Annotated in this window: 21 protein-coding genes; 9 read left to right on the plus strand and 12 right to left on the minus strand. The window is 35.9% G+C overall.

The genetic code is table 11. The annotated features are described in order from the left end of the window. Positions 1–194: 194 nt before the first annotated feature. Positions 195–836 carry a pyridoxamine 5'-phosphate oxidase gene (gene pdxH, locus NK356_RS22375; RefSeq protein WP_034696874.1) on the minus strand — a complete coding sequence of 214 codons (642 nt, stop codon included), beginning with the start codon at positions 834–836 and terminating at the stop codon, positions 195–197. Between the two features lie 24 nt (positions 837–860). Here pdxH and NK356_RS22380 point away from each other — a divergent pair, with 24 nt between their 5' ends. Both NK356_RS22380 and NK356_RS22385 read left to right on the plus strand, forming a co-directional pair. Beyond that, a complete protein-coding gene (locus tag NK356_RS22380) occupies positions 861–1,409 on the plus strand; it encodes a YqgE/AlgH family protein (protein WP_253318097.1) in 549 nt (182 codons plus the stop codon). A gap of 103 nt (positions 1,410–1,512) precedes the next feature. Then, on the plus strand, positions 1,513–2,094 hold the full coding sequence (locus tag NK356_RS22385) for an N-acetylmuramoyl-L-alanine amidase (RefSeq protein ID WP_253318098.1): 582 nt from the start codon (positions 1,513–1,515) through the stop codon (positions 2,092–2,094). Between the two features lie 87 nt (positions 2,095–2,181). Here NK356_RS22385 and NK356_RS22390 read toward each other — a convergent pair whose 3' ends face one another. The 9 genes from NK356_RS22390 to NK356_RS22430 all read right to left on the minus strand — a co-directional run bounded on the left by NK356_RS22390 (position 2,182) and on the right by NK356_RS22430 (position 13,042). Next, entirely contained in the window at positions 2,182–2,997 is an 816-nt protein-coding gene (locus NK356_RS22390; RefSeq protein ID WP_253318099.1) for an aminotransferase class IV, read from the minus strand. Positions 2,998–3,075: 78 nt separating this feature from the next. Further along, on the minus strand, positions 3,076–3,462 hold the full coding sequence (locus tag NK356_RS22395) for an START-like domain-containing protein (protein ID WP_034696870.1): 387 nt from the start codon (positions 3,460–3,462) through the stop codon (positions 3,076–3,078). A gap of 190 nt (positions 3,463–3,652) precedes the next feature. Beyond that, the gene (locus NK356_RS22400; RefSeq protein WP_253318103.1) at positions 3,653–4,828 is read right to left on the minus strand and encodes an aspartate aminotransferase family protein; all 1,176 of its coding nucleotides are present in this window, start codon (positions 4,826–4,828) and stop codon (positions 3,653–3,655) included. A gap of 97 nt (positions 4,829–4,925) precedes the next feature. Continuing rightward, positions 4,926–6,665, minus strand: coding sequence for an OstA-like protein (locus NK356_RS22405; RefSeq protein WP_253318100.1), 1,740 nt, complete (start codon positions 6,663–6,665; stop codon positions 4,926–4,928). A 3-nt stretch (positions 6,666–6,668) separates the two neighbouring features. Beyond that, complete coding sequence (locus NK356_RS22410) at positions 6,669–7,142, minus strand: Fur family transcriptional regulator (protein ID WP_002976876.1); 474 nt, start codon at positions 7,140–7,142, stop codon at positions 6,669–6,671. A 65-nt stretch (positions 7,143–7,207) separates the two neighbouring features. Continuing rightward, positions 7,208–9,202, minus strand: a complete 1,995-nt coding sequence (locus NK356_RS22415; RefSeq protein ID WP_253318101.1) for a KUP/HAK/KT family potassium transporter — start codon at positions 9,200–9,202, stop codon at positions 7,208–7,210. A 125-nt stretch (positions 9,203–9,327) separates the two neighbouring features. After that, positions 9,328–10,308: a pyruvate dehydrogenase complex E1 component subunit beta gene (locus NK356_RS22420; RefSeq protein ID WP_034696867.1), complete on the minus strand. Its 981-nt coding sequence runs from the start codon at positions 10,306–10,308 to the stop codon at positions 9,328–9,330. 236 nt (positions 10,309–10,544) lie between these two features. Continuing rightward, the gene (locus NK356_RS22425; protein WP_253318102.1) at positions 10,545–10,964 is read right to left on the minus strand and encodes a DUF2147 domain-containing protein; all 420 of its coding nucleotides are present in this window, start codon (positions 10,962–10,964) and stop codon (positions 10,545–10,547) included. Positions 10,965–11,113: 149 nt separating this feature from the next. Further along, positions 11,114–13,042, minus strand: a complete 1,929-nt coding sequence (locus tag NK356_RS22430; RefSeq protein WP_034696865.1) for an LTA synthase family protein — start codon at positions 13,040–13,042, stop codon at positions 11,114–11,116. Between the two features lie 89 nt (positions 13,043–13,131). Between NK356_RS22430 and NK356_RS22435 the strand changes: the two genes are divergently transcribed. From NK356_RS22435 to NK356_RS22455, 5 genes are all read left to right on the plus strand, one after another. Further along, the gene (locus NK356_RS22435; protein WP_034696864.1) at positions 13,132–13,845 is read left to right on the plus strand and encodes a phosphatidylcholine/phosphatidylserine synthase; all 714 of its coding nucleotides are present in this window, start codon (positions 13,132–13,134) and stop codon (positions 13,843–13,845) included. A 42-nt stretch (positions 13,846–13,887) separates the two neighbouring features. Then, a complete protein-coding gene (locus NK356_RS22440) occupies positions 13,888–14,652 on the plus strand; it encodes a 3'-5' exonuclease (RefSeq protein WP_034696863.1) in 765 nt (254 codons plus the stop codon). A 2-nt stretch (positions 14,653–14,654) separates the two neighbouring features. Further along, entirely contained in the window at positions 14,655–15,053 is a 399-nt protein-coding gene (locus tag NK356_RS22445) for a DUF2007 domain-containing protein (protein WP_034696862.1), read from the plus strand. Between the two features lie 87 nt (positions 15,054–15,140). Beyond that, entirely contained in the window at positions 15,141–15,746 is a 606-nt protein-coding gene (locus tag NK356_RS22450) for a fumarylacetoacetate hydrolase family protein (protein WP_034696861.1), read from the plus strand. A gap of 59 nt (positions 15,747–15,805) precedes the next feature. Then, the gene (locus tag NK356_RS22455) at positions 15,806–16,243 is read left to right on the plus strand and encodes a universal stress protein (RefSeq protein ID WP_034696860.1); all 438 of its coding nucleotides are present in this window, start codon (positions 15,806–15,808) and stop codon (positions 16,241–16,243) included. 83 nt (positions 16,244–16,326) lie between these two features. Here the strand turns inward: NK356_RS22455 and NK356_RS22460 are convergent, their stop codons facing one another. Next, positions 16,327–16,560, minus strand: a complete 234-nt coding sequence (locus tag NK356_RS22460; protein WP_034696859.1) for a hypothetical protein — start codon at positions 16,558–16,560, stop codon at positions 16,327–16,329. A 42-nt stretch (positions 16,561–16,602) separates the two neighbouring features. On the opposite strand from NK356_RS22460, the gene NK356_RS22465 reads away from it, so the two are divergent. After that, positions 16,603–17,508 carry a DUF6427 family protein gene (locus NK356_RS22465; protein ID WP_034696858.1) on the plus strand — a complete coding sequence of 302 codons (906 nt, stop codon included), beginning with the start codon at positions 16,603–16,605 and terminating at the stop codon, positions 17,506–17,508. Between the two features lie 6 nt (positions 17,509–17,514). Continuing rightward, the gene (locus tag NK356_RS22470) at positions 17,515–18,099 is read left to right on the plus strand and encodes a DUF3109 family protein (RefSeq protein WP_034696856.1); all 585 of its coding nucleotides are present in this window, start codon (positions 17,515–17,517) and stop codon (positions 18,097–18,099) included. A 459-nt stretch (positions 18,100–18,558) separates the two neighbouring features. On the opposite strand, the gene NK356_RS22475 is transcribed toward NK356_RS22470, so the two are convergent. After that, positions 18,559–21,402 (minus strand): pitrilysin family protein, encoded by a 2,844-nt coding sequence (locus NK356_RS22475; RefSeq protein WP_034696854.1) that lies wholly within the window; start codon positions 21,400–21,402, stop codon positions 18,559–18,561. Positions 21,403–21,731: the final 329 nt, after the last annotated feature.

The following is a 21,731-nucleotide window of genomic DNA, read 5'->3' on the forward strand; positions in this document are numbered from 1 at the left end:
CCAAAACTTAAAAGGTAGTATAATACAGCATATGTTGTCATTATTCTGGTCAAACTAAATAAGTTTTGGCTAAAGCCTTTATCTATACATAATAAAATAAGCGGGCTAAAGCCCGCTTCTATTGAATTAGAGTTTATATTTTAAGTAGCTTGTTTCATATTAAAAACCGCCACTTCTAACTTCTCATTTTCCCATTAAGGAGCCAGTCTTGAAATTTTCCAGTCCAGATCTTCTAACTGATAAATAATCCTGTCATGAAGGCGGTTTGGTCTTCCCTGCCAGAATTCAATTTCGTAAGGTCTTGCCAGGTATCCGCCCCAATTGGCAGGTCTTGGCACTTCCGTATTTTCGTACTCTTTTTCCAGCTCTTTTAATTTTTCTTCCAAAAACTCTTTGTTGGGGATCACCTGGCTTTGTGGAGAAACTACAGCTCCCAGCTGACTTCCTTTGGGTCTTGAATGAAAATAGCCGTCACTAAGGTTCTCTGCTACCTTTTCAAGATCTGCTTTGATTATGATCTGTCTTTCAAGATTAGGCCAGAAAAAATGCAAACAAGCTTTATGATTGCTTTCTATTGCTTTTCCTTTTCTGCTGTTATAATTGGTATAAAAAATAAATCCTTCATGGGTATATGCTTTAAGAAGCACCATTCTTGTTCTCGGACACCCATCTTCTTCTACTGTAGAAACCGCCATAGCATTAGCTTCTGAGATCATCGGACTCTCATTTGCTTCCAAAAACCAGTCTCTAAACTGCTCAATTGGATTTTGTTTTATCTCACTTTCAATAAGTTGGGATTTCTCGTACACTTTTCTTTTGTCGTGCAGGTTTTCCATAAATATTTTTTATTAAATTTGAGTATGAATCACTCATACAAAGGTAAAATATTAATCTCGACACCTGACATTTCCGGCGATATTTTTTCAAGATCGGTAGTATTGGTTTTTGAACATAATGAAAGTGGTGCATTTGGTTTGATATTGAATAAAAAAAACAGCCAGATGAGTAGCAAGTTCAAAGATTTTTTTGACTTTAAAATTGAGGTATATGATGGAGGGCCTGTAGAAAACGATAAGGTATTCTTCATTGTAAAAGGCAAAAGAGTTACAGAGATCTATACAGACATCACTGATGAATACTATCTTACAGAAGATATTGAGCGTATTATTAATGGGGTTTTAAGCAGTGAACTGGATATTAACCATATCAAAATCTTTTCAGGATATTCCGGGTGGTCTCCTAATCAGCTGGATACCGAGGTTCAGAGGAAAATGTGGACGGTAGTGGATGTTTATAATCTTGATTATACGCTTCCCAACGATCAGACGCTTTGGAAGTCTATCATGCAAAATCTTGGAGGAGAATTTCTTCTCTGGGCCAACTCTCCTGAAGATATTTCACTAAACTAAAAGTATATTTTTCGTATCACTCTGATAATTAACAAACTTTAAGATTTTTTTAACCAATTTTAAAGAAAGTTTTTCCGTTCTTTGGAAAACTAAAATCACTGATATGAAAGGTATTACATTACTTGCTTTATCAATATTTTCTACAGCTTTTTTATCATTTACTCCTATCAACAAAAAATACATTGTCATCGATGCCGGACATGGCGGAAATGATTTTGGGGCCACTTATGGTGAAATTCTGGAAAAAAATATTGCATTAAGCGTTGCTAAGGAAATCCGGAAAATCAATGAAAGCCAGGACAAATATGAAGTTATTTTAACAAGGGATTCCGATAGCTATCCTACTCTTGCAGAAAGAACAGAGCAGATTAATAAACTGAATCCTGAAATGGTTATTTCCCTTCACGTGAACAGTTCTCCTGAAAAAGAAAGATCCGACAACGGATTTGAAGTCTACGTTCAGAATTCTGATGTTTCAAAGGAATTAGCCGGAAAAATCTATAAGAAATTCAATGCCCGTAAAATATCGGAGAGTAATCTTCACATGCTAAGAGAAACCAAAGCACCAGCTGTATTGGTAGAACTTGGCTTCATTAATAATTCTGACAACAGGAATTATATAACCAGTGAAAAGGGGCAAAAAGAAATCGCACAAAAATTTGTTGAGATTATCAACGAATACTAAATAAAAAAAAAACAATTTCTGATTTACTCAGAATAAAACCCGGTAAAGGACTTCTGGAATATTGTTGTTTACCGGGTTTGTCAATTTTTATACATTAAAACTTTTCTTCCAGCTTTCTACCAGTTCGGAGAAACGGGAAGTTTCAAAAGTCTTGTTTCTTATCTTACCTACAGAAAACATACCTTTCTCGTCAGAAATCATTAAAATTTCTTCAGCTTTCTGAGATTCAAATGCGATAATCTCGTGTTCCTGGATATCAGCAAGGTTATTTTTATGTAAAAAAGTTACAAAGCTTTCCATCAAAGGAGAAATGTAAGCTCCTTCAGTCTGTTTTGGTACTTTAATCACGTCACCTTCTAAAAAGAGAAGATTTCCGGCAGTGGTACGCGCTATTCTTTTGTTTGGATTCAGAAGAATCACGTCGTCAAGGTCATTTTCCTGGGCATAGATCACTCCATAAATATTTTCCGGACAGTGAACTCTGATATTGCTCAAAAGGTTGTTATTAACGTTAATTTCTTTAATCAAATCCAATTCCAAAGGTCTTTGATGAACCGCAAGCACATCCTCCATTTCTGTTACTTCGTAAAAATAGGAAACAGAAGATTTTGCCAATGTCACTCCATCATTATTTCTGAACACCTGGAAATTGATAATTCCGTTCTTTACTCCTTTACCTTCAATGATTTCTTTTTGAAAAAGGGTCTGGAAAAACTCCAGGGTGTAAGTCAAAGGAATATTCAGTCTCATCTTTCTCATGGAAGCCATCAGGAAAAAATAGCATTCTTCGTCCATGATCAATCCACCATTTCTTACAAAGAAAGATACTTTTACTGAGTCTCCCCAAAGAAAAGCTCTGTTCTTTACATTTAACTCGTCTGATGTAAAATATTGATTTTCCAATTTTTGATGTGATTTATTTACAAAAAAATAATGAACGATAAATCGTTCATCAGTTTTATCATTTCATATAGCCCGGTATTATGCCGCACCTAGTTTTATTCTCAGGTTTTCGATAAGATTTTCCCAATACATTGCATTTTCCTCTTCATCACCTTCTTCACAGAAATCTGTAATATTTAAAGCCAGATCTTCTGTAATATCATCGATTGTGATAGTCATTTCAAAGAAATTTTTTGTTCCTTCATCTTCTTCCCATCTGAAACGCACGAAACCTTCAGGCTTATATCTGATCAAAGTGGCCTTCTCAGCAGGTCCTCCACCCCAGCTAAAAAAGAAATCATCGCCTTTCTCTGTTACCTCATCCGCAAACCATTCAGACAATCCCTCTGCAGTCGCCAGATATTCATATAAAATCTCTGATAAACAGTGCATTGGAAATTCGTAATGGACTTTATGTTTCGCCATATAATCTTTGTTTTATCGTCCCGCAATATATAAATTAATTTTTTTATTACGCAAAAAAACAATTACTTTTTTATAGAATCTGTATGATATTTATCACTGGATTTAAATCCCTGTGATGTCAGGTTTTAAAGCTAAAAATTACCATGCAAAACATAAAAAAATCTCTCATTTACAGAGAGAGATTTTATCTTTAATTTTCATTCAGTATATCAAGAATAATCTGGCATCCTTCCCTGATTTCGTCCAAGGATAATGTAAGAGGCGGAGAGATTCTCAGGTATTCATTTCTGTACAACTGCCAGAAAACAACAAGCCCTCTTTCCATACATTTCTTAGCCACTTCCAGCGTGTATTCAGGAGTTCCTAAGTTCACGGCAAGCATCAACCCTTTACCGTTGATATTTTTGATTTTAGGATGAACCAAAAGTTCTCTGAACAACTTTTCTTTTTCTTCTACTTCATTCATCAAACCGCTTTCCAGAACTTCTTTTAATGTGGCATAACTTGCTGCTGCAATTAAAGGATTTCCCCCAAAAGTGGTAATATGACCAAGCTTTGGTGAATGAGAAAGGGTTTCCATGATTTCTCTGGAACTCATAAAAGCTCCCACAGGAACTCCTCCTCCCATTCCTTTTCCCATTACCAGAATATCAGGAACGATACCAAAGTGTTCGAAAGAGAACAATTTTCCTGTTCTTCCAAATCCCGGCTGTATTTCGTCCAAAATCAAAAGCGCTCCTACTTCTTCACATCTTCTTTTTAATTTGATCAGATAGTCGTTATTTGGAACCAGAAACCCTGCTGCTCCCTGAATGGTTTCAAGGATAACACAAGCCGTCTTCTCTGTAATCTTATCAAAGTCTTCTTCATTGTTAAATTCAATAAAAGAAACCATTGGTAATAAGGGACGGAATTCTCTCTTGTGAGTTTCATTTCCTGAAACACTCAAAGCCCCATGAGTATTTCCATGGTAAGAGTTTTTAAAGGAAACTATTTCTTCTCTTCCGGTATATCTTTTAGCCAGTTTTAAGCTTCCATCAATAGCTTCTGCACCACTATTTACAAGGTAAGTAACTTCCAGTGGATCCGGAGTAGCTTCTGCAAGCAGTCTGCATAATGCGATAGGTTTTTCCTGTGCATATTCTCCGTACACCATTACGTGAAGATACTTATCGGTCTGCTCTTTAATGGCAGCTACTATTTTAGGATGTGAGTGCCCCAAAGTGTTGGCAGAAACTCCTGCTACAAAGTCAAGATATCTTTTTCCGTCTGTTCCATAAATGTAGCTTCCTACTGCTTTTTCAACTTCAAAGCCGGCAGCAAATCGGGTGGTTTGAGCCTGATATATAAAAAAATCTTTATGCATTTCCATTGTCTCCAAAAATTTCAGCAAAGCTATAAAAGATTCATTAAACGTTAAAATTAATCCACAAAAAAGACCAGTAAGCACTGGTCTTTTTCTATTATTTTCTGGTACGTTTAGGTTTCTTAGCTTCTTCTTTAGCTTTTTCGTCATCAATCGCTTTCTGCGCTTTATCAAACAACTCGCTATCAGCCGTATATTGTATTTCTTCGTTGTTTGGGGTATCTACAAGGATATCCTGCCATTTTCGGATTCTATCCTTGGTATTCCAGTTGAAATCCGGGAATTTCCTTTTCGAAGGTTCTATCATGCTCATCGGATAAGTGTCTGAAGCTGCACCGATACTGCATGAAATAATCTGTAAAGCTCTTTCTTCAAACAATGCTCCGATAATTCCACAGGTAGAAAGCGTAATTCCTATTCTTTCCTGTTTTTTGGTTTCCTGATCAGTATCATCAACATACACTATAGACTGAGCGTTTCCAACAACCCTTGCTTCTTTAATAGCGTTTTTCTCATAGTAAACCGTCATGAATTTTCCTTTCACCTGATTGAACTCGTCTTTCAGGGTAAGTGAGTCTACTTTACTGATGGCAAAGGCATTTCCGATTACTTTTAAAGAGTCAATATCTTCTGTCTTGGTATTGAAGTAAGCTTCTACTTTATCTCCGGTAACCTGCTTTTCACCACTCCAAAGAATCGGGTTGGTATACATATGCATGATTCCGTCTGTTTCATTGAAAGCAATAGAATCTGCTCTTCCCTGTGCATTGGATTTAAAAATACGGGCTTTTTTGAAAGCTCTCAGATAGCTTTTTTTGACTTTGATATCTAATGTATCCGGTCTTTGATAAGAGATAATTTTCTCTGCAGCAAAATAAATAGAATCTTTTTCCATTACTTTTACAGCATAAGGATTTTTCGTCATCATGGCGGAGTCTTTTTTCTCAAAAATTTCTCCGTAACCTCCTTTTATATATCTTTTTTCTATAGGATCATCAAGGGTTACATTTCCTGTTGCTTTACCAAACCCTGTGATCTGATTGTAGTACATATCATCACCGGTAAGGATTTTCTCATTGTAAAAGATTCTGGAGTTTTTGGTTAGAAAAGCCTCCTTGGAATCCATTCTGTAAGTTCCTTTTTCCGTATAGATTCGGTTTCTTGGATTGGTTTTGCTGGTAATGGTTGTAGGACCTAGAAAATCAGCAATTTTTGTATTCTGATTCTGCTTGATGTTAGGTCCTTCTATGATATACTGAGGGGTTTCAATTTTTACATTTCCTGTAAGATCCACCACTCTTGTATTGAGAAAATAAGTTCCTACTTTGGCATAGGTTACATTCTGACCGTCGGAAATCGTCCCTCCTGTATTAAAATAAGCCTGATTAGCCAGCCTGTCATAATACAGAATATCTGTTTTTATGGTTTGTTTAGGATCAGTCAGAACCACATTTTTTCTGGCAACACCTTTCTGGGTATTGGCATCATATTCCATTTCTCCTGCAGTGATTACAGAACCATCGGTATTTTGAAGTCTTGTATTTCCGATCGCTTTTACAAAGTTCTCTTCATTATACAAAACGACTTCATCTGCTGTAAGAATGGAGCCTTGGTGTTCTATCTGAACATTTCCGGTAAAATATTGATTCCCGTCGTATTTTTCAGGGCTTTTTTTGATCTCGTCCGCATGGATGATCTTTACTTTATCTTCAGGTCTCACCTGTTTGGGCTGAGCCGGTGAAGGAGCCTGCAAATAAGGATCTCTCTTCACAGGAGTTTTATCCTGCGCAAAGTTGAGCGTAGAAATAAAGATTAACAGAAAAAGGGCTATTCTCATTAATTAGTCATTCTTAGTGCCATAGAAATATAGCGAATGAGAATCAATTTTTACGCCAAAAGCTTCTTCAATGGCTTCTTTGATTCCTTGGATTCTTGGGTCACAGAATTCAATAATTTCTTCAATTTCTTTATCAGAGTCTTTTTTGTAGATCACCAGATGGTCATGCTGTTTGTCAAAATAAGACTTTTCATAAGACGAAGAAGTCAATGTTTTTTCTCCGAACTGATGCTTACGGATTAAGCCTGCATCAAGGAAAATTTCAATAGTGTTGTAAATGGTTGCTTTGGAAACATGATATTTTTTCTGCATCATGAGAAGATACAGATCATCAACATTAAAGTGATGATCCATATTATAAATCTCTTCCAATATCGTATATCTTTCAGGTGTGTTTCTGAACCCTTTTTCTAATAAGTAGTTTCTCAAAACATCCTTGATCAATGCTATATTTTTTTCTTTTTGTATTGTATCCATTAAAAAAATTATCTACAAATTTATTGAATTTTATTTAAATAGATATTATGGTTAATACTAGCGGGTTAAGAGTTGTGGCGGAAATATCCGGACTGCTCGATCTTATTATCATAAACTGTTAATTCTGTGATCGGTGCAGATTCTACCTCTACGTTGTGTGAAGACACTCCCCAGGCCTTAAAGTCATCACTTCCGATATACTTCACAAAGTTGTAAATGTTAAGAGTAATCTTCTGTTTAACAGTTAAAAGGATATCGTTGATATAGGTGTTATCTATGATCACATATTTAAGATCCGGTGGTATATCGTGAGCTCTTAAAGATGGGTGACTGCTTCTTGAAGGAATGGTTCCGTCTGCCATTAAATCTTTAAGAACCATATTGAAATAATCGTTAATTCTTCGGTCTACTTTAAATCCTAACAGGAAGTTGATTTTATATACGGTTCCCGGAAGAATTTCATCCACGGTATATCTGAAAGTATATGGATCTTCCTGGTTTACGATGCTCAGGATAAAGTAATGATCTGCTCTTTTCGGTTGTTTTTTGATGATGGAATAAATAATTTTTGATTCCACTTCATCATTTCTTTTGGCTCTGCTCAGATAAGCCAGATTGGTAGCATATTTTGGAATGGTTTCGTCCAGTTTCATGTCTTTAAGAATAGACACATATTTTTCTATTTTCACAAACTGGATAAATCTTGTTTTGATCAGTCTTCCGTTATACCATGCATACATAGAAACTCCGATAGAGCCTGCTAATACAACCGTAATCCATCCGCCTTCCATGAATTTGATAATATTCGCACTGAAGAAACCTAGCTCAATAGCCATATAAACAAATGCGAAAAATAAAATCAATATTTTGCTTACTCTTTGCTTCAATAGCCAGAACACCAAGAGAATAGTTGTCATCAGCATCGTAACTGTAATGGAAAGTCCATAAGCGGCTTCCATCTTTCCGGATTCCCTGAAATGCAGAACGACAATAATACACAGAATAAGAAGTCCCCAATTAATTCTTGGAATATACATCTGTCCTTTAACTCCTGAAGGATAATCAATTTTTTGATTCGGCCATAAGTTAAGAGACATCGCTTCTGAGAATATGGTGAAAGAACCGGTAATCAATGCCTGGCTGGCAATAATTGCGGCGGCTGTTGCTAAAATTACTCCCGGGATAATCATCCATTCTTCCATAATTCCAAAGAAAGGATTCACTACAGAAAACCCAGGTTTGTTGTAATTAGTCAAAAGCCATGCTCCCTGTCCAAGATAGTTAAGAATAAGCATAATCTTAACGAATGCCCAGCTTATTCTGATATTTTTAGCACCACAGTGTCCTAAATCAGAATATAGTGCTTCTGCTCCGGTTGTACAAAGGAAAACTGCTCCTAAGATCACAATAGCACTCGGAGAGTTGACAATAAGCTTGTAAGCATAGTAAGGATTGAAAGATCTTAAAATCTCAAAGTTTTCACTTAAATGCATTACACCTAAACCTCCTAATACCAAGAACCAAACTACCATTACCGGACCGAAAAATTTCCCGATAAAGCTGGTTCCGAATTGCTGTACCACAAAAATGGCAATCAGGATTCCAATGGTGATAGGTACCACAGGTGTGTGTGGGTTATAAATTTCAAGACCTTCAATAGCTGACATAACCGTCAATGATGGTGTAATAACTCCGTCTGCAATAAGAGCTGCTGCTCCTACAATCGCGATGAGATACAACCATCCCTTCTTAAGGTTTCTTACCAATGAAAACAAAGCAAGGATACCACCTTCACCTTTGTTATCTGCTCTTAAAGCAATGATCACATATTTTATCGTGGTCTGCAGGGTAAGGGTCCAAATAATACAGGAAAGAGCTCCTTCTATGTATTCATTGAAAGGCATATTGCTCCCCTGGGATCTTGCATTCACAATTGCTTTCATTACGTAAAGCGGAGAGGTACCAATATCTCCAAAAACAATTCCTAGAGACACTAAAACTCCTATAAAGGAAAGTTTCTTTATGTCGAAGTGGTAGCCATCTTCTGTAACTTCTGCCATATCAGCTTAATTTATTTTAAAGGCGCAAATTTATACTAATTTTATGACGTCAAGAATTTTTCTTCATGAATATAATAAATGAAAAAACTTCCTTTCGGAAGTTTTTTTCTATAACTATTCTATAATTATTTTACGTACATCGCTTTTTTGATTTCCTCTTTCACTTTTTCAAGTTTAGGGAACCATTCTGCAAATAATGCAGCAGAGTAAGGTGCAGGTGCATCAGGAGTAGTAATTCTCTTGATAGGAGCATCTAAGTAATCAAATGCTTTTTGCTGTACCATATAAGTAATTTCAGAAGAAATAGAAGCAAATGGCCAAGCTTCTTCTAAAATAACCAATCTGTTTGTTTTCTTAACGGAAGCTAAAACAGTATCAAAATCCAGAGGACGAACTGTTCTAAGATCGATAACTTCTACAGAGATTCCTTCTTTCGCCATATCTTCAGCAGCCTGTAAAGCCAGCTTCATGATCTTACCAAAAGAAACTAAAGTAACATCCGTACCTTCTCTCTTGATATCTGCTTTTCCTAATGGTAAGTAGTATTCTTCTTCAGGAATTTCCATTTTATCTCCATACATCTGCTCAGATTCCATGAAAATAACCGGATCATTATCCTGAATTGCAGTTTTCAACAACCCTTTCGCATCGTAAGGATTTGAAGGAACCACTACTTTAAGACCTGGAATGTTTGCAAACCAGTTTTCAAAAGCCTGAGAGTGAGTAGCACCTAATTGACCTGCAGAAGCTGTAGGACCACGGAAAACGATTGGACAATTCCATTGTCCACCACTCATCTGACGGATTTTTGCAGCATTATTGATAATCTGATCAATTCCTACCAATGAGAAATTGAATGTCATATACTCTACGATGGGTCTGTTACCATTCATCGCAGCACCCACAGCAATCCCTGTAAAACCAAGTTCAGCAATTGGGGTATCGATTACTCTTTTAGGACCAAACTCATCCAACATTCCTTTTGAAGCTTTATATGCACCATTGTATTCTGCTACTTCCTCCCCCATTAAAAAGATGGATTCGTCTTTACGCATTTCCTCGCTCATTGCCTGTGCAATTACCTCACGAAAAGTATATTCTGCCATATTTATTCGAAAAATTTAGACTACAAAAATAGTGTTTTTTTATTATACACATCATAAAAACGCTCTTCATTTCCATGAGAAGTCATAATATTAACTGTATTTAAAATTAATTTTCCTTCTTAAATGCTTCCTTATTATGGCTTTTTTATGTTCCGAAGAATTTTCACAGAATTTTTATCCACAAAAAATGACATCCCATTTCTGAAATGTCATCTAAAATTCTATTTAAACTTATATTAATTAGCTTTCTCCCAAACCTGGGTTCTTCCTAATAAAGATAATCCTAAGTACCCTCTTACGTTCAGTTTATCACCGCTTCTTGTAATGGTACATTTGTATGTTTTTCCTGTTTTAGGGTCTGTGATAGTTCCTCCTGTGAACTCATCACCGTCTTTTTTCAATCCTCTGATGATCTCCAATCCTAAAATTGGTTTTCCTTTTCTGTCATCCTTACAAAGCGTACAGTTCGGATCAGCTGGTTTTATCAATAACTGAGAAACTTTTCCATAGTATTTTCCGTCTGATTTCTTGAATACTTCAACAATAGATTTTGCCTGTTTTGTCTCATCATCTATCGTTTTCCACTTACCTTCTATCTGTGCAAATGTAAGTACACCACATAAAGAAAGTGCGAACGTTAACAATATTTTTTTCATATTTCTTATAGTTTTAATTTTATATAATATTCTTATCTACGTATTGATAAAAATATAAATTAATTTTCAACGAACAAAAACTTTTATTATACAAAGCATAAAGAGGTAAAGAAAAGCAAAAAAATCAATCCAAAGCCGCCTCTTTCTTCTTAATAAAGCTTTCTGTTAATCACCCTATCCATATAATCCTGGTACCAGGCCTTTGCGGTTTTCTTTCCTTGTTCTATTTCTGGGTTTTTAGCTTCATTCATGATATTTTTTTCAAGACTTAAATCAGATTTATCATAGACTCCGATGATTTCTTTTCCATCAAAGCGGTAAATATAATTTCCGATCATGAACTGATCTGTACTTCCATCCGAGTTTACGACAATAAAAGGGTATTTTTTATCACTCACCAAGCTTCTCCCCCAACTTCTGATCGGTTTGTTGTACCCGATAAGATCAGCCAATGTAGGATAGATGTCTGCCTGTTGGGCAATTTCCTCGCTTACTCCTTTTAGTTGATAAGCAGGATTCGGAGAATAGAAAACCAACGGAACAGCATAACGATTCATTGCTCTTTCATATTCCGGATAATACACCTGATTGGTATGGTCTCCCGTGAAAACAAAGATGGTATTATTGTACCAAGGTTGCTTTTTAGCCGTTTCAAAATATTTTTTGATCGCATAATCCGTATACTGCATCGGCTCATGGATTTCTATTTTTCCTTTTTTAAATTTCCCGTTATATTTTTCAGGTATTTTAAAAGGGTGATGTGATGATGCTGTAAATACAGTCGTCATAAAAGGTTGTTTCTTTCCAACATTCTTTGCGAAGTACTGAAGGAAAGGTTCGTCCCAGATCGCCCACATTCCGTCAAAATCTTCATCATGATTGTATTCTGTTTTCCCGAAATAATGTTTAAATCCTAAGATATTTCCGAAACCAAGGAATCCCATAGAGCCATTTGGAGCACCGTGATAAAAAGATGTATCATAACCAAGATCATTACACACAGAAACAATAGACTGAATTTTCTGATTGGAATATGGAGATCCTGTAAATGCATCGGTAAGACTCGGAATTCCGGCCAACACACTGCTCATCCCATGAATAGACTGTCTTCCGTTTGCAAAAGTATTCGGAAAAATAAGACTTTGTCCAGCCAGACTATCCATAAACGGAGTGTAAGAAACGTAGTCTTTGATATTTTTATCTTTATTGAAAGCTCCCGAATATTCTCTTCCGAAAGATTCTACAATGAAAATAACAATATTGGGACGGTTCTCCACTTTTCTGTCGTATACTTTATAAGGCTGTACATAATCTTCAATATATTTTTCATCTACAAAATGAACTTCTTTAAAATTATTGGTATTTAACGTCCTGAAAAAAGAGAATGTACTGTTGAGTACCATATTTCCCTGAAGTGGATTTGTCACAAAACGGGTTGCATCCACCATATTAATAGGTCTTGTACTATGTTTAAAATCGCCTCTGATTCCTCCTACAACCAACACCGCTGTAATACACAGCGTAAGAATGGAAGTGATAAAGTAAGGAAGCAGTTTCACAGGTTTTGTATCTTCTACTTTCACCCTTTTGTAAAGGAAAACCCATAAGATCATCAACACCACGTACCAAATGAGTACAAAAGGATGTTCTCCCACAGAGATCGTCAATGTTTTGGAAACATTGGATTCATGTTCTGCCACTTGAAATACGGCTGAAGTAAGTCTTGCCTGCGAAAATTTATAGTAAATAAAATCTCCGAAATTCATGGCATAAGCAATCCCGTTGGTAATGAAATACAGCCAGAAAAGAATCTTCTGAAAAACTTTCTTTGTATTGATGACCAATGGCAATAAACTCAAGAGGATGAATAGTGCATTGACATATAAAATAGCTGTAGTATCGAAAGCTGTACCATGGAAAGCCAGCTTTATATATTCTGAAACAGAGTCAACTTTAATCAGATCTTTATTAAAATACCAGAATAAAAGCCTGGCAATCTGATAAAAAACATAGGCTAAAAAAATCCTGTAAACCAATGCCAGAACTTCCTGTTTTCTAAATCCTTTTAAAAATTTCATGGAGCAAATTTACATCAAAATCACTTTAATGCATTTTTTAGTTCATATTATTTTGAGTTAGAATTTTTAAAAACTGTAATTTTGTGCTTATGGATTTTATAAAGAATAATCTTGCCAATGCCTTAACCCTGGCTAACTTATTTGCAGGTTGTGTAGGTGCAATACATTTAATTTTAGGAGATTATCAGACAACAGCAATCTGTCTTATTCTCTCTTCTATCTTCGATTTTTTTGATGGCTTTGTAGCCAGAGCAGTAAAATCAAACTCTAATCTTGGACTTCAGCTGGATTCTCTTGCAGATATGGTAAGCTTTGGAGTAATTCCGGGACTTACGATGTACAAAGCCCTTGAACCTTTCGGTTCAGAACTGCTTGGAATGCATTTTCCATTTGAGATCAAGTATCTGGGATTAATTGTTACCGTATTTTCCTGTCTGAGACTTGCGATCTTTAACCTTGATGAAGAGCAGCGTTATTATTTTAAAGGATTGAATACACCTACCAACACCGTTTTACTGTTCGGTCTTTATTATGCCTTTAAAGAAACCGGAACTTTCAGCTTCCTGTTTGATAACGAATTGCTATTGGTTCTGCTGACTCTTCTTACGTCATGGCTTCTGATCAGCCCGATCAAGATGATGGCGATGAAATTCAAATCCAAACAATTAAAAGATAATTACCCTAAAGTTGTATTACTGGTGGGAGGAATTGCTATTCTTGCGATATTCCAGGTTGTTGGAATTCCAATGCTTGTTATTTATTATATATTGGTGTCTCTTATTTTTCAGGCACAATTAAAATAAACTCATTTAAATAAAATACGTTTCAAATTATTAATAATCAACATGAATTTAAAGCTCCATAAACCACTTTGTATTTTTGACCTGGAAACCACAGGAACCAACATAGGAAAAGACAGAATTGTTGAAATCTGTATCTTAAAAGTAAATCCGGATGCTTCCAGAGAAAGCAAAACATGGCGTGTAAACCCGGAAATGCTTATTCCTAAAGAAAGCAGTGAGATCCACGGGATTTATGATGAAGATGTAAAAGATGCTCCTACCTTCAGAGACATTGCTTCTAAAGTAATGGAAATGATTACCGGCAGTGATTTGGGAGGATTTAACTCCAACCGATTTGATGTTCCGCTTTTGGCTGAAGAACTTTTAAGAGTAGGAATGGATTTTGATCTGAGTAAATTCAGATTGGTAGATGCACAAACTATTTTCCATAAAAAAGAGCCTAGAAACTTAGGTGCTGCTTACCAGTTCTACTGTGGAAAAACATTGGAAAATGCACACTCTGCAGAAGCTGATGTATTGGCTACATTTGAAGTTCTGGATGCTCAGGTTGGAAAATATGATGATATCCCGAATGAAATAGCGCCGTTAAGTGAATTCACATTCCATAATAAGAATGCAGATCTTGCCGGATTTATCGGATATAATGAAAAAATGGAAGAGGTTTTCAACTTTGGAAAATATAAAGGCCAGGGCGTGAAAGCGGTATTCCAAAAAGACTTAGGATATTTCGGATGGCTTCAGAATGCTGACTTTCCATTATATACCAAGAAAGTTTTTACAAAGATTCAATTATCAAGTAGATTTTAAATATGTCTGACCTGGTTCGTTTTAAATTTTATGAAACTGCCCTTGAAGCTAACAGGGACAAACAGATATTGGCTGAAAACAGTATCAATAGTTTCATTGCGAATGAGCAGCTTATCCAGTCGGATTGGCTTCTGTCACAGGCTGTAGGAGGCATACAGCTTCAGGTGTTTGAAGAAGATTTGGAAAAGGCTCAGCAAATCCTGCAGGATTATAAAGACAACGAGCAATATTCGCTGGAAGTAGAACATACCATTGAAGATCCCGAGTTTGATTTTGTCTGTCCAAAATGTGGCTCCAACCATATTTACAGGGATGACAGCGCTACCAGCTTCTTTGGAATTTCATTTCTGACGAGTCACAAATTCAAATGTTACTATTGCGGGAATGAGTTTACGCATTAATCTATTAAGGATAAATAGCCTTTAACACATCTAAAAGATTGCGTCGTCCCTCGCAATGACGAGGTTAAAAAATAAATAAAAAGAGTTATGAAAATAATCTGCATAGGAAGAAACTACAGTGAACACGCGAAAGAATTGGGAAATGAAATTCCTGAGAATCCTGTTATCTTTATGAAACCGGATACCGCTGTTTTAAAAGGCAATGATTTTTATATTCCCGAATTCTCCAATGATATTCACTACGAACTTGAAGTGGTATTAAAAATTTCAAAAGGTGGAAAATACATTCAGAAAGAAACAGCACACAAACATTACGAAGAAATTGGTCTTGGAATCGATTTTACAGCCAGAGATCTTCAGAGTGAACTGAAATCAAAAGGGCTTCCATGGGAGCTTGCCAAAGGTTTCGATGGTTCTGCTGTGGTAAGCAGTTTCTTTAAAAAAGAGAACTTCAGCCTTGAGAACCTTCAGTTTTCATTGTTAAAAAATAAAGAGAAAGTACAGGATGGCAATACGAAAGATATGATGTTCAACTTTGATGATATTGTAGCTTTTGCCTCTCAGTATTTTACATTAAGAGTAGGTGACCTTATTTTCACAGGAACTCCAAAAGGGGTTGGAAAAGTAGATGAAAATGATATTCTGGAAGCTTACCTTGAAGAGGAAAAAATCCTTGATATCCGAATATTATAAGTATTTAACATCAAAGTCTGACAAATTTTTCCTATCTTTAGGTAACAAAATTAGAGGTTATGATAAATATTGTATTACCCGTAGATTTTGGGGACAAGACAGACCAATTGGTAGACGGTGCCATAAAATTTGCAAAACAGCTTAACGGCAGAATTTACCTGATCCACGTAGCGCCATCAGATATTGGCTTTGCCATTGGTGATATGGGATTTCAATATTTTCCTGAAGTGGAAGCCAACGAAATCAGAGAAGAGCTGGTGCAGCTTAATAAAATTGAGCAAAGAATCATCGGCCATGATATTGATTGCGAGCACCTTTTAAAACAGGGACTTGCCAAAGATATTATTCTGGAGCATGCAAAGGCAAAAAATGCAGATTATATTGTGATGGGATCACATGGCAGAAGCGGAATTTATGATGTATTCGTGGGAAGCTTAACAAAAGGAATTACGAAAAGTTCTAGTATTCCTGTTTTGGTACTTCCGATTCACGACTAAGAAAAAGAAATTTTAATCGTTAGTAATAAAAAAACCGATCAAAGCATAATGTTTGATCGGTTTTTTACTATATAACCAATTAATTAACCTTCTTTTTTGTAGATATTCGGATCGTAGTAAGGATTCTTACCTTCCGTTGGAGAATAATAGTCTTTGTCTTTGTCACCACCTAGTGTAACCACCAGTACGTAGCACCAATAAGTAAATAGTACACAGCAAACTATAAATAGAATCCAGTTTAAAACATTTCCAAACGCATCAAAGAAACCGAAAGTCCATTTGAAAACTTTGCTTAAGAATAGAAAGAAAGACGTCATTATTTTCCTTTTTTAAATTAACTTTGTACAAATTTATAAAAAATGTTTAAATTACTTTCAAAAGAAAGCAATATTTTTTCAATTCCTGTTTATATTGGTTTTCTTCTTTTAGTAGTCGTAATATTTAACATACTGAATTTCAACACTTACGAAGCTATAGTTGCCGGAATAACTTTTCTGGGAATTGCTTTGGGATATTTTTGTTTTCACAGTATTGCCCTTAATTATCAGACCCATCTGCCGTTATTCTTATACACCTTTTTCATTTTCGGGCTGTATCCCGGAAATCTGGATATAGGAATTGCGGTTTCGCTGCTGACCAACTCCTTTCTTATCCTTCTTCTGACCAGTGCGGATGAAGATATCAGAAAGAAATCCTATGTATTGGTGGGATCTATTGTAGCCCTGAATTTTATTTTTCTACCTACGACATGGCCGATGGCTGTTTTTGTCATCATCCACGTGATTGCAACTTCTGCTAAAATTACCCTGAACCTCTTCAGGTTTCTATTGGGAATTGTTTTGATTACATTCAGTTATTTTTCTGTCATGTATTTCGTTCAGTTCACATCGTGGAATATTGATTATTTTCCGTTTGGAAGGATGAAACCGGTGACAGATTACACGGAACTTCTGCCGTTGATCCCTGTAGTTCTGATGCTTATTTATGCTGTATATGACCATTTTAAAAATTACAACAAGAAAAGTCCGATAAGTAGGTATAAATACACTTTTCTACTGGTTTTTTCTGTGGCACAGCTTGTTTCCATCATTTTATACATGAATAAAAGCTATGAATATCTGCTTCTTCTGGCATTTCCTTCTAGTATTATTCTGAGCAGAATGATGAGATTTTTACCTAAATACTGGATGCGTGAAGCCAGTGTATGGGTTATTATTATTAGTTTACTGACCTTTAAAGCAGGTACAGTTTTTGATTTATTTTAGAAAATTATGATTCAGATAGACGATAAATTGATTTCAGAGGAAATTTTTTCCGAAGAATTTGTTTGCAACCTTACAAAATGTAAAGGTGCATGTTGTGTGGAAGGAGATGTGGGAGCTCCGTTGGATAAAAACGAGCTTGAGATATTGGACAGTATTTTTGATAAAATAAAGCCTTACCTTACCCAGGAAGGCATTAAAGCCCTTGAAGAACAGGGAACATGGACTACTGATCCGCACGACGGAATGTATGTTACTCCAATGGTGGAGAACCGCGAATGTGCTTATGTAACGTTCGATGAAAAAGGAATTACGAAATGTGGTATTGAAAAAGCATATGAAGATGGTGCCGTGGACTGGCAGAAACCTATTTCATGCCATCTTTACCCCATCCGTGTTACGGAATATTCTGCATTTACGGCATTGAATTATCACGAGTGGAATGTATGCAGTGATGCCTGTACCCTTGGAAAAGAACTTCAGGTACCTGTCTATAAGTTTTTAAAAACTCCACTGACAAGAAAGTATGGTGAAGAATTTTATACTGTTCTGAGCGAAGCTGCTGAAGAATGGAAAAAAGAATATGGTTCTTAACCGGTCAGGATTTGAATTAAAAAATAAGAGAGGCTGTCCAAAAAGGACAGTCTTTTTTATGCGACCCATTACTGTCCGATAAAAAGTATAAATACATTGAAAATATTAATATTTATGCTATGAATTAACAGGTCGCTCCTCCGGAGCTCTAATTTTAAAACAAATACGTTCTATTAACAGTCAGCTCCCATAGAAGCTAAATTTGATCCCGTCGGGATCTACTGTTAGTAGAAAAATGAAATCCCCATAAAACAAAGCTCCGGAGGAGCGACCTGTTAATTCTATTTAAATTTTATCGAACAAGAATGGTTTTTTATATAAAGTGTCAGATCTAAGGTTCATTCAAGACATTTATATGCCCCTCAATCTCTCCTAAATTCTATTTCTTTATAACAACAAGAGGCTGCCAAAACTTTTTGGACAGTCTCTTTCTTGTTTTTTATCGTCAATAAAAATGAATCAGTTCGCTGCTCCTGTTTTTTTAATGTCAGCTTTTTTAGCATTTTCCCATCCGTCTTCCGGCATTAGTGTTGCTACATTTTTTTCTTTGGTAAGATACTTTTTGGCAACATCCTGAAGATCTTTTATGGTAAGTGCCTTTACTTTATCCGGGTAATTCAGGATATCGTATTGATCACTTCCGTCTAATTGATTTTGGGCAATACCCTGCAACCAGAATCCATTGTCTTTAAGGCTTGTTTTATATTCGTTGTATTCTCCTTCTTTGTATTTATCAAGATCCTTTTGCTCTGGCCCTTTATCTATCAATTTTTGTAATTCTGCCATGGCGCTTTTGGTAAGCTTCTCTGCATTTTCCGGACCACAAGGGAAATTAACACTAAAATCATAGGCACTGTATGGGATTTTACTGAAGCTTCCACTTGCACCACCTCCATAAATGCCACTTTCATCTTCTCTTAGCTTTTCGAGAACTTTAATGGTAGCGACTTCTCCAAGTGCAGATAATGCCATAGCTTCCTTCTCATTATAAGGAGCTTCTCCGCTGTAAGAAATTGTTACAAGACTCTTCGGTTCTTTTCCTTTTTTATAAACCTTTGTATATCCTCCTTTCACCGGTCTGTAACCAGTATCTTTAAATGTAGATGATTTTCCTGTTGCAGGAAGTGAAGCGATATACTGCAGGACTTCATTTTTAAGTTGTCCTTCATCTATATTCCCTACAAAATAGAAATGGAAATTACCTGCATTAGCAAATTTTTGTTTGTAGATATCATAAGCTGTCTTATAATCTGTATTCACCCAATCTTTTTCGGTAGGTTCAAGGCCGGTGAATCTTGGGTTTTTCTGATTGATAAATTTGGAATATTCATTAGAGAAATAGTATTCCGGATCTGAATCTACATTCGCCAGCATTGCAGATTTCTTTGTTTTGTAGGCGTTGAATGATTCAGGATTGTAATTTAAGTCTGTAAAACAGGCATAGATCAGCTCCATCGCAGTCTTCAGATCTTTTTTTGAACTTGTTCCGGAAACACCTTCTGTAAGTCCACCCACGTAAGCGCTTGCACTCACCTGCTTTCCTGCAAGATAGTGTACAAGATCTGTTTTGGAAAGCCCGGCTAGTCCAGCTTCCAGCAAAGCATCAAATGCAAATTTTGTTTTATTGTAATCAGCATCCGGAATAACAGAAACTCCTCCCAGACCTACTGCTCCAAAAACAATTTCATCATCTTTAAAATCTGTTTTCTTGAAAGTAACCTTAACACCGTTGTTCAAAGTCCATGTGGTCGTACCTAATTTGGCGTCTGCTTCAGTTTTAGTGATTTTTCCTTCGGATTTAAAAGGTTTTATTAAACTCTCGGTTTTCTTTTTTTCTTCATAAGGTTTAAGATCAGCCATTTTAACGGCATCGAATGTCTTCAGAACCATGGCTTCCGTTGGCATGATTATATTATCCTTTTTTGGACCTGTAATAATAATGACCCTGCTGTCATCTTTTACCCGCTTTTTGATAATTCCATTGGTTTGTTCCAGTGCTATGGCCGGAAGGATTTCTTTAATATGTTCATATCCCCAGGTAATTCCAGGTATTGGCTCCTGTCTCAGGAAATTATTCACATAACCATCGATAAGCTCACCGCTTTGGTTTTTATCTTTGTTGTTGTAAGCCCATTCATAAGATGAAAGCATCTGATCTTTAGCTCTGTCCAATTCAGATTGGGTAAATCCGAATCTTTTGGCTCTTTCCACTTCTTCCAAAAGAACTTTTAGCCCATTCAGCTGATCACCGTCTTTTGTAGCTGCTGATCCCTGAAATGCTTCTTTGCTTCTTGCAAAAGTTCCTCCGTGATAAACTGAGCCATAAGTAAAAGGTGGATTTGTAGAATTAACCAGTTCTGCCAACCTGCTGTTGAGCATCATATTCACAAGACCTTCTACAACACTTTGATCATACTGCTGAACCGTTACATCCGGGTGGTACGCCTCAGAATCTTTGATAATGAATTGCACTCCGGAACCTGTTGCATCAGGATCAGTTTCAATAGCTACCAGTGCTTGTTTATGGTTTGGAAGATCAAAAGATTTTCTTTCTCTGGGTTTTGAAGGATTTTTATATTTACTGAAATTATTCTTGATCTTTTTCTCCATATCATCTACATTGATATCTCCTACTACTACAATTGCCATCAGATCCGGTCTGTACCAATCCTGGTGGAATTTTCGGATAAGATCAGATTTGAAGTTTTCCAGTACTTCTTTTTTACCGATTGGCAGTCTTTCTGCATACTGAGATTGGTATAAAAGTTTTGGAAGGTATTTATCCATCATTCTCTTATCGGGTCCAAGACCTAATCTTAGTTCTTCCAGAACCACTCCTCTTTCTTTATTGATCTGTTCGTCAGAAAGTGTTGCATTAAATGCCCAGTCTTCCATTACTTTCAGTCCGGCATCCAGATTTCCTGGTTTATCTAATGGCACAGGAAGCATATAAACCGTTTCATCAAAACCGGTATAAGCATTCAGGTGCTGCCCGAATTTTACTCCGATCGATTGCAAAAAGTCTACTAATTTATTATCCGGAAAGTTTTTAGTTCCATTGAAATTCATGTGCTCCATAAAGTGAGCAAGTCCTCTTTGATTTTCGTCTTCAAGAATAGATCCTGCGTTAATCGCCAGACGGAATTCTACTTTTTTCTCAGGTAAAACATTTTTTTTAATGTAATACTTCATTCCGTTGGAAAGAGTACCGATTCTTAAGGACGGATCCACCGGGATGTTTTGTCCATAGACATTTAGAGACATCAGGAAGATGACTGAAAACGAAGATAATATTTTTTTCATCTACATTATTTTTTGACCCTTCAAAAATATCGATTCTCTGTACCATTAGCCTTTTATCAGAGGGTTAAATTGGAGTTAAAAAATTTAAATATTACAAAATGAAAACAAATTGTTTCTTTTATATTACTTAAAATGATTTTTAATTAAAAACATTCATGATTTAATTAAAATAAACTAATTAAAAATAAGATTATTTTCTTCATTTTTCCTGAGATTATGGTTAATCTACTATTATTTTATCCTTTTTCAAACAAAAAAGAAGCCGTCTCACAACTGAGGCGGTTTTTCTTGTTAAAAAGTAAATAATTTTTATATATTTTGATTTGTTT

It is taken from the genome of Chryseobacterium sp. S0630 (assembly GCF_024158915.1).
In the GTDB taxonomy this organism is placed as follows: Bacteria; Bacteroidota; Bacteroidia; order Flavobacteriales; family Weeksellaceae; genus Chryseobacterium.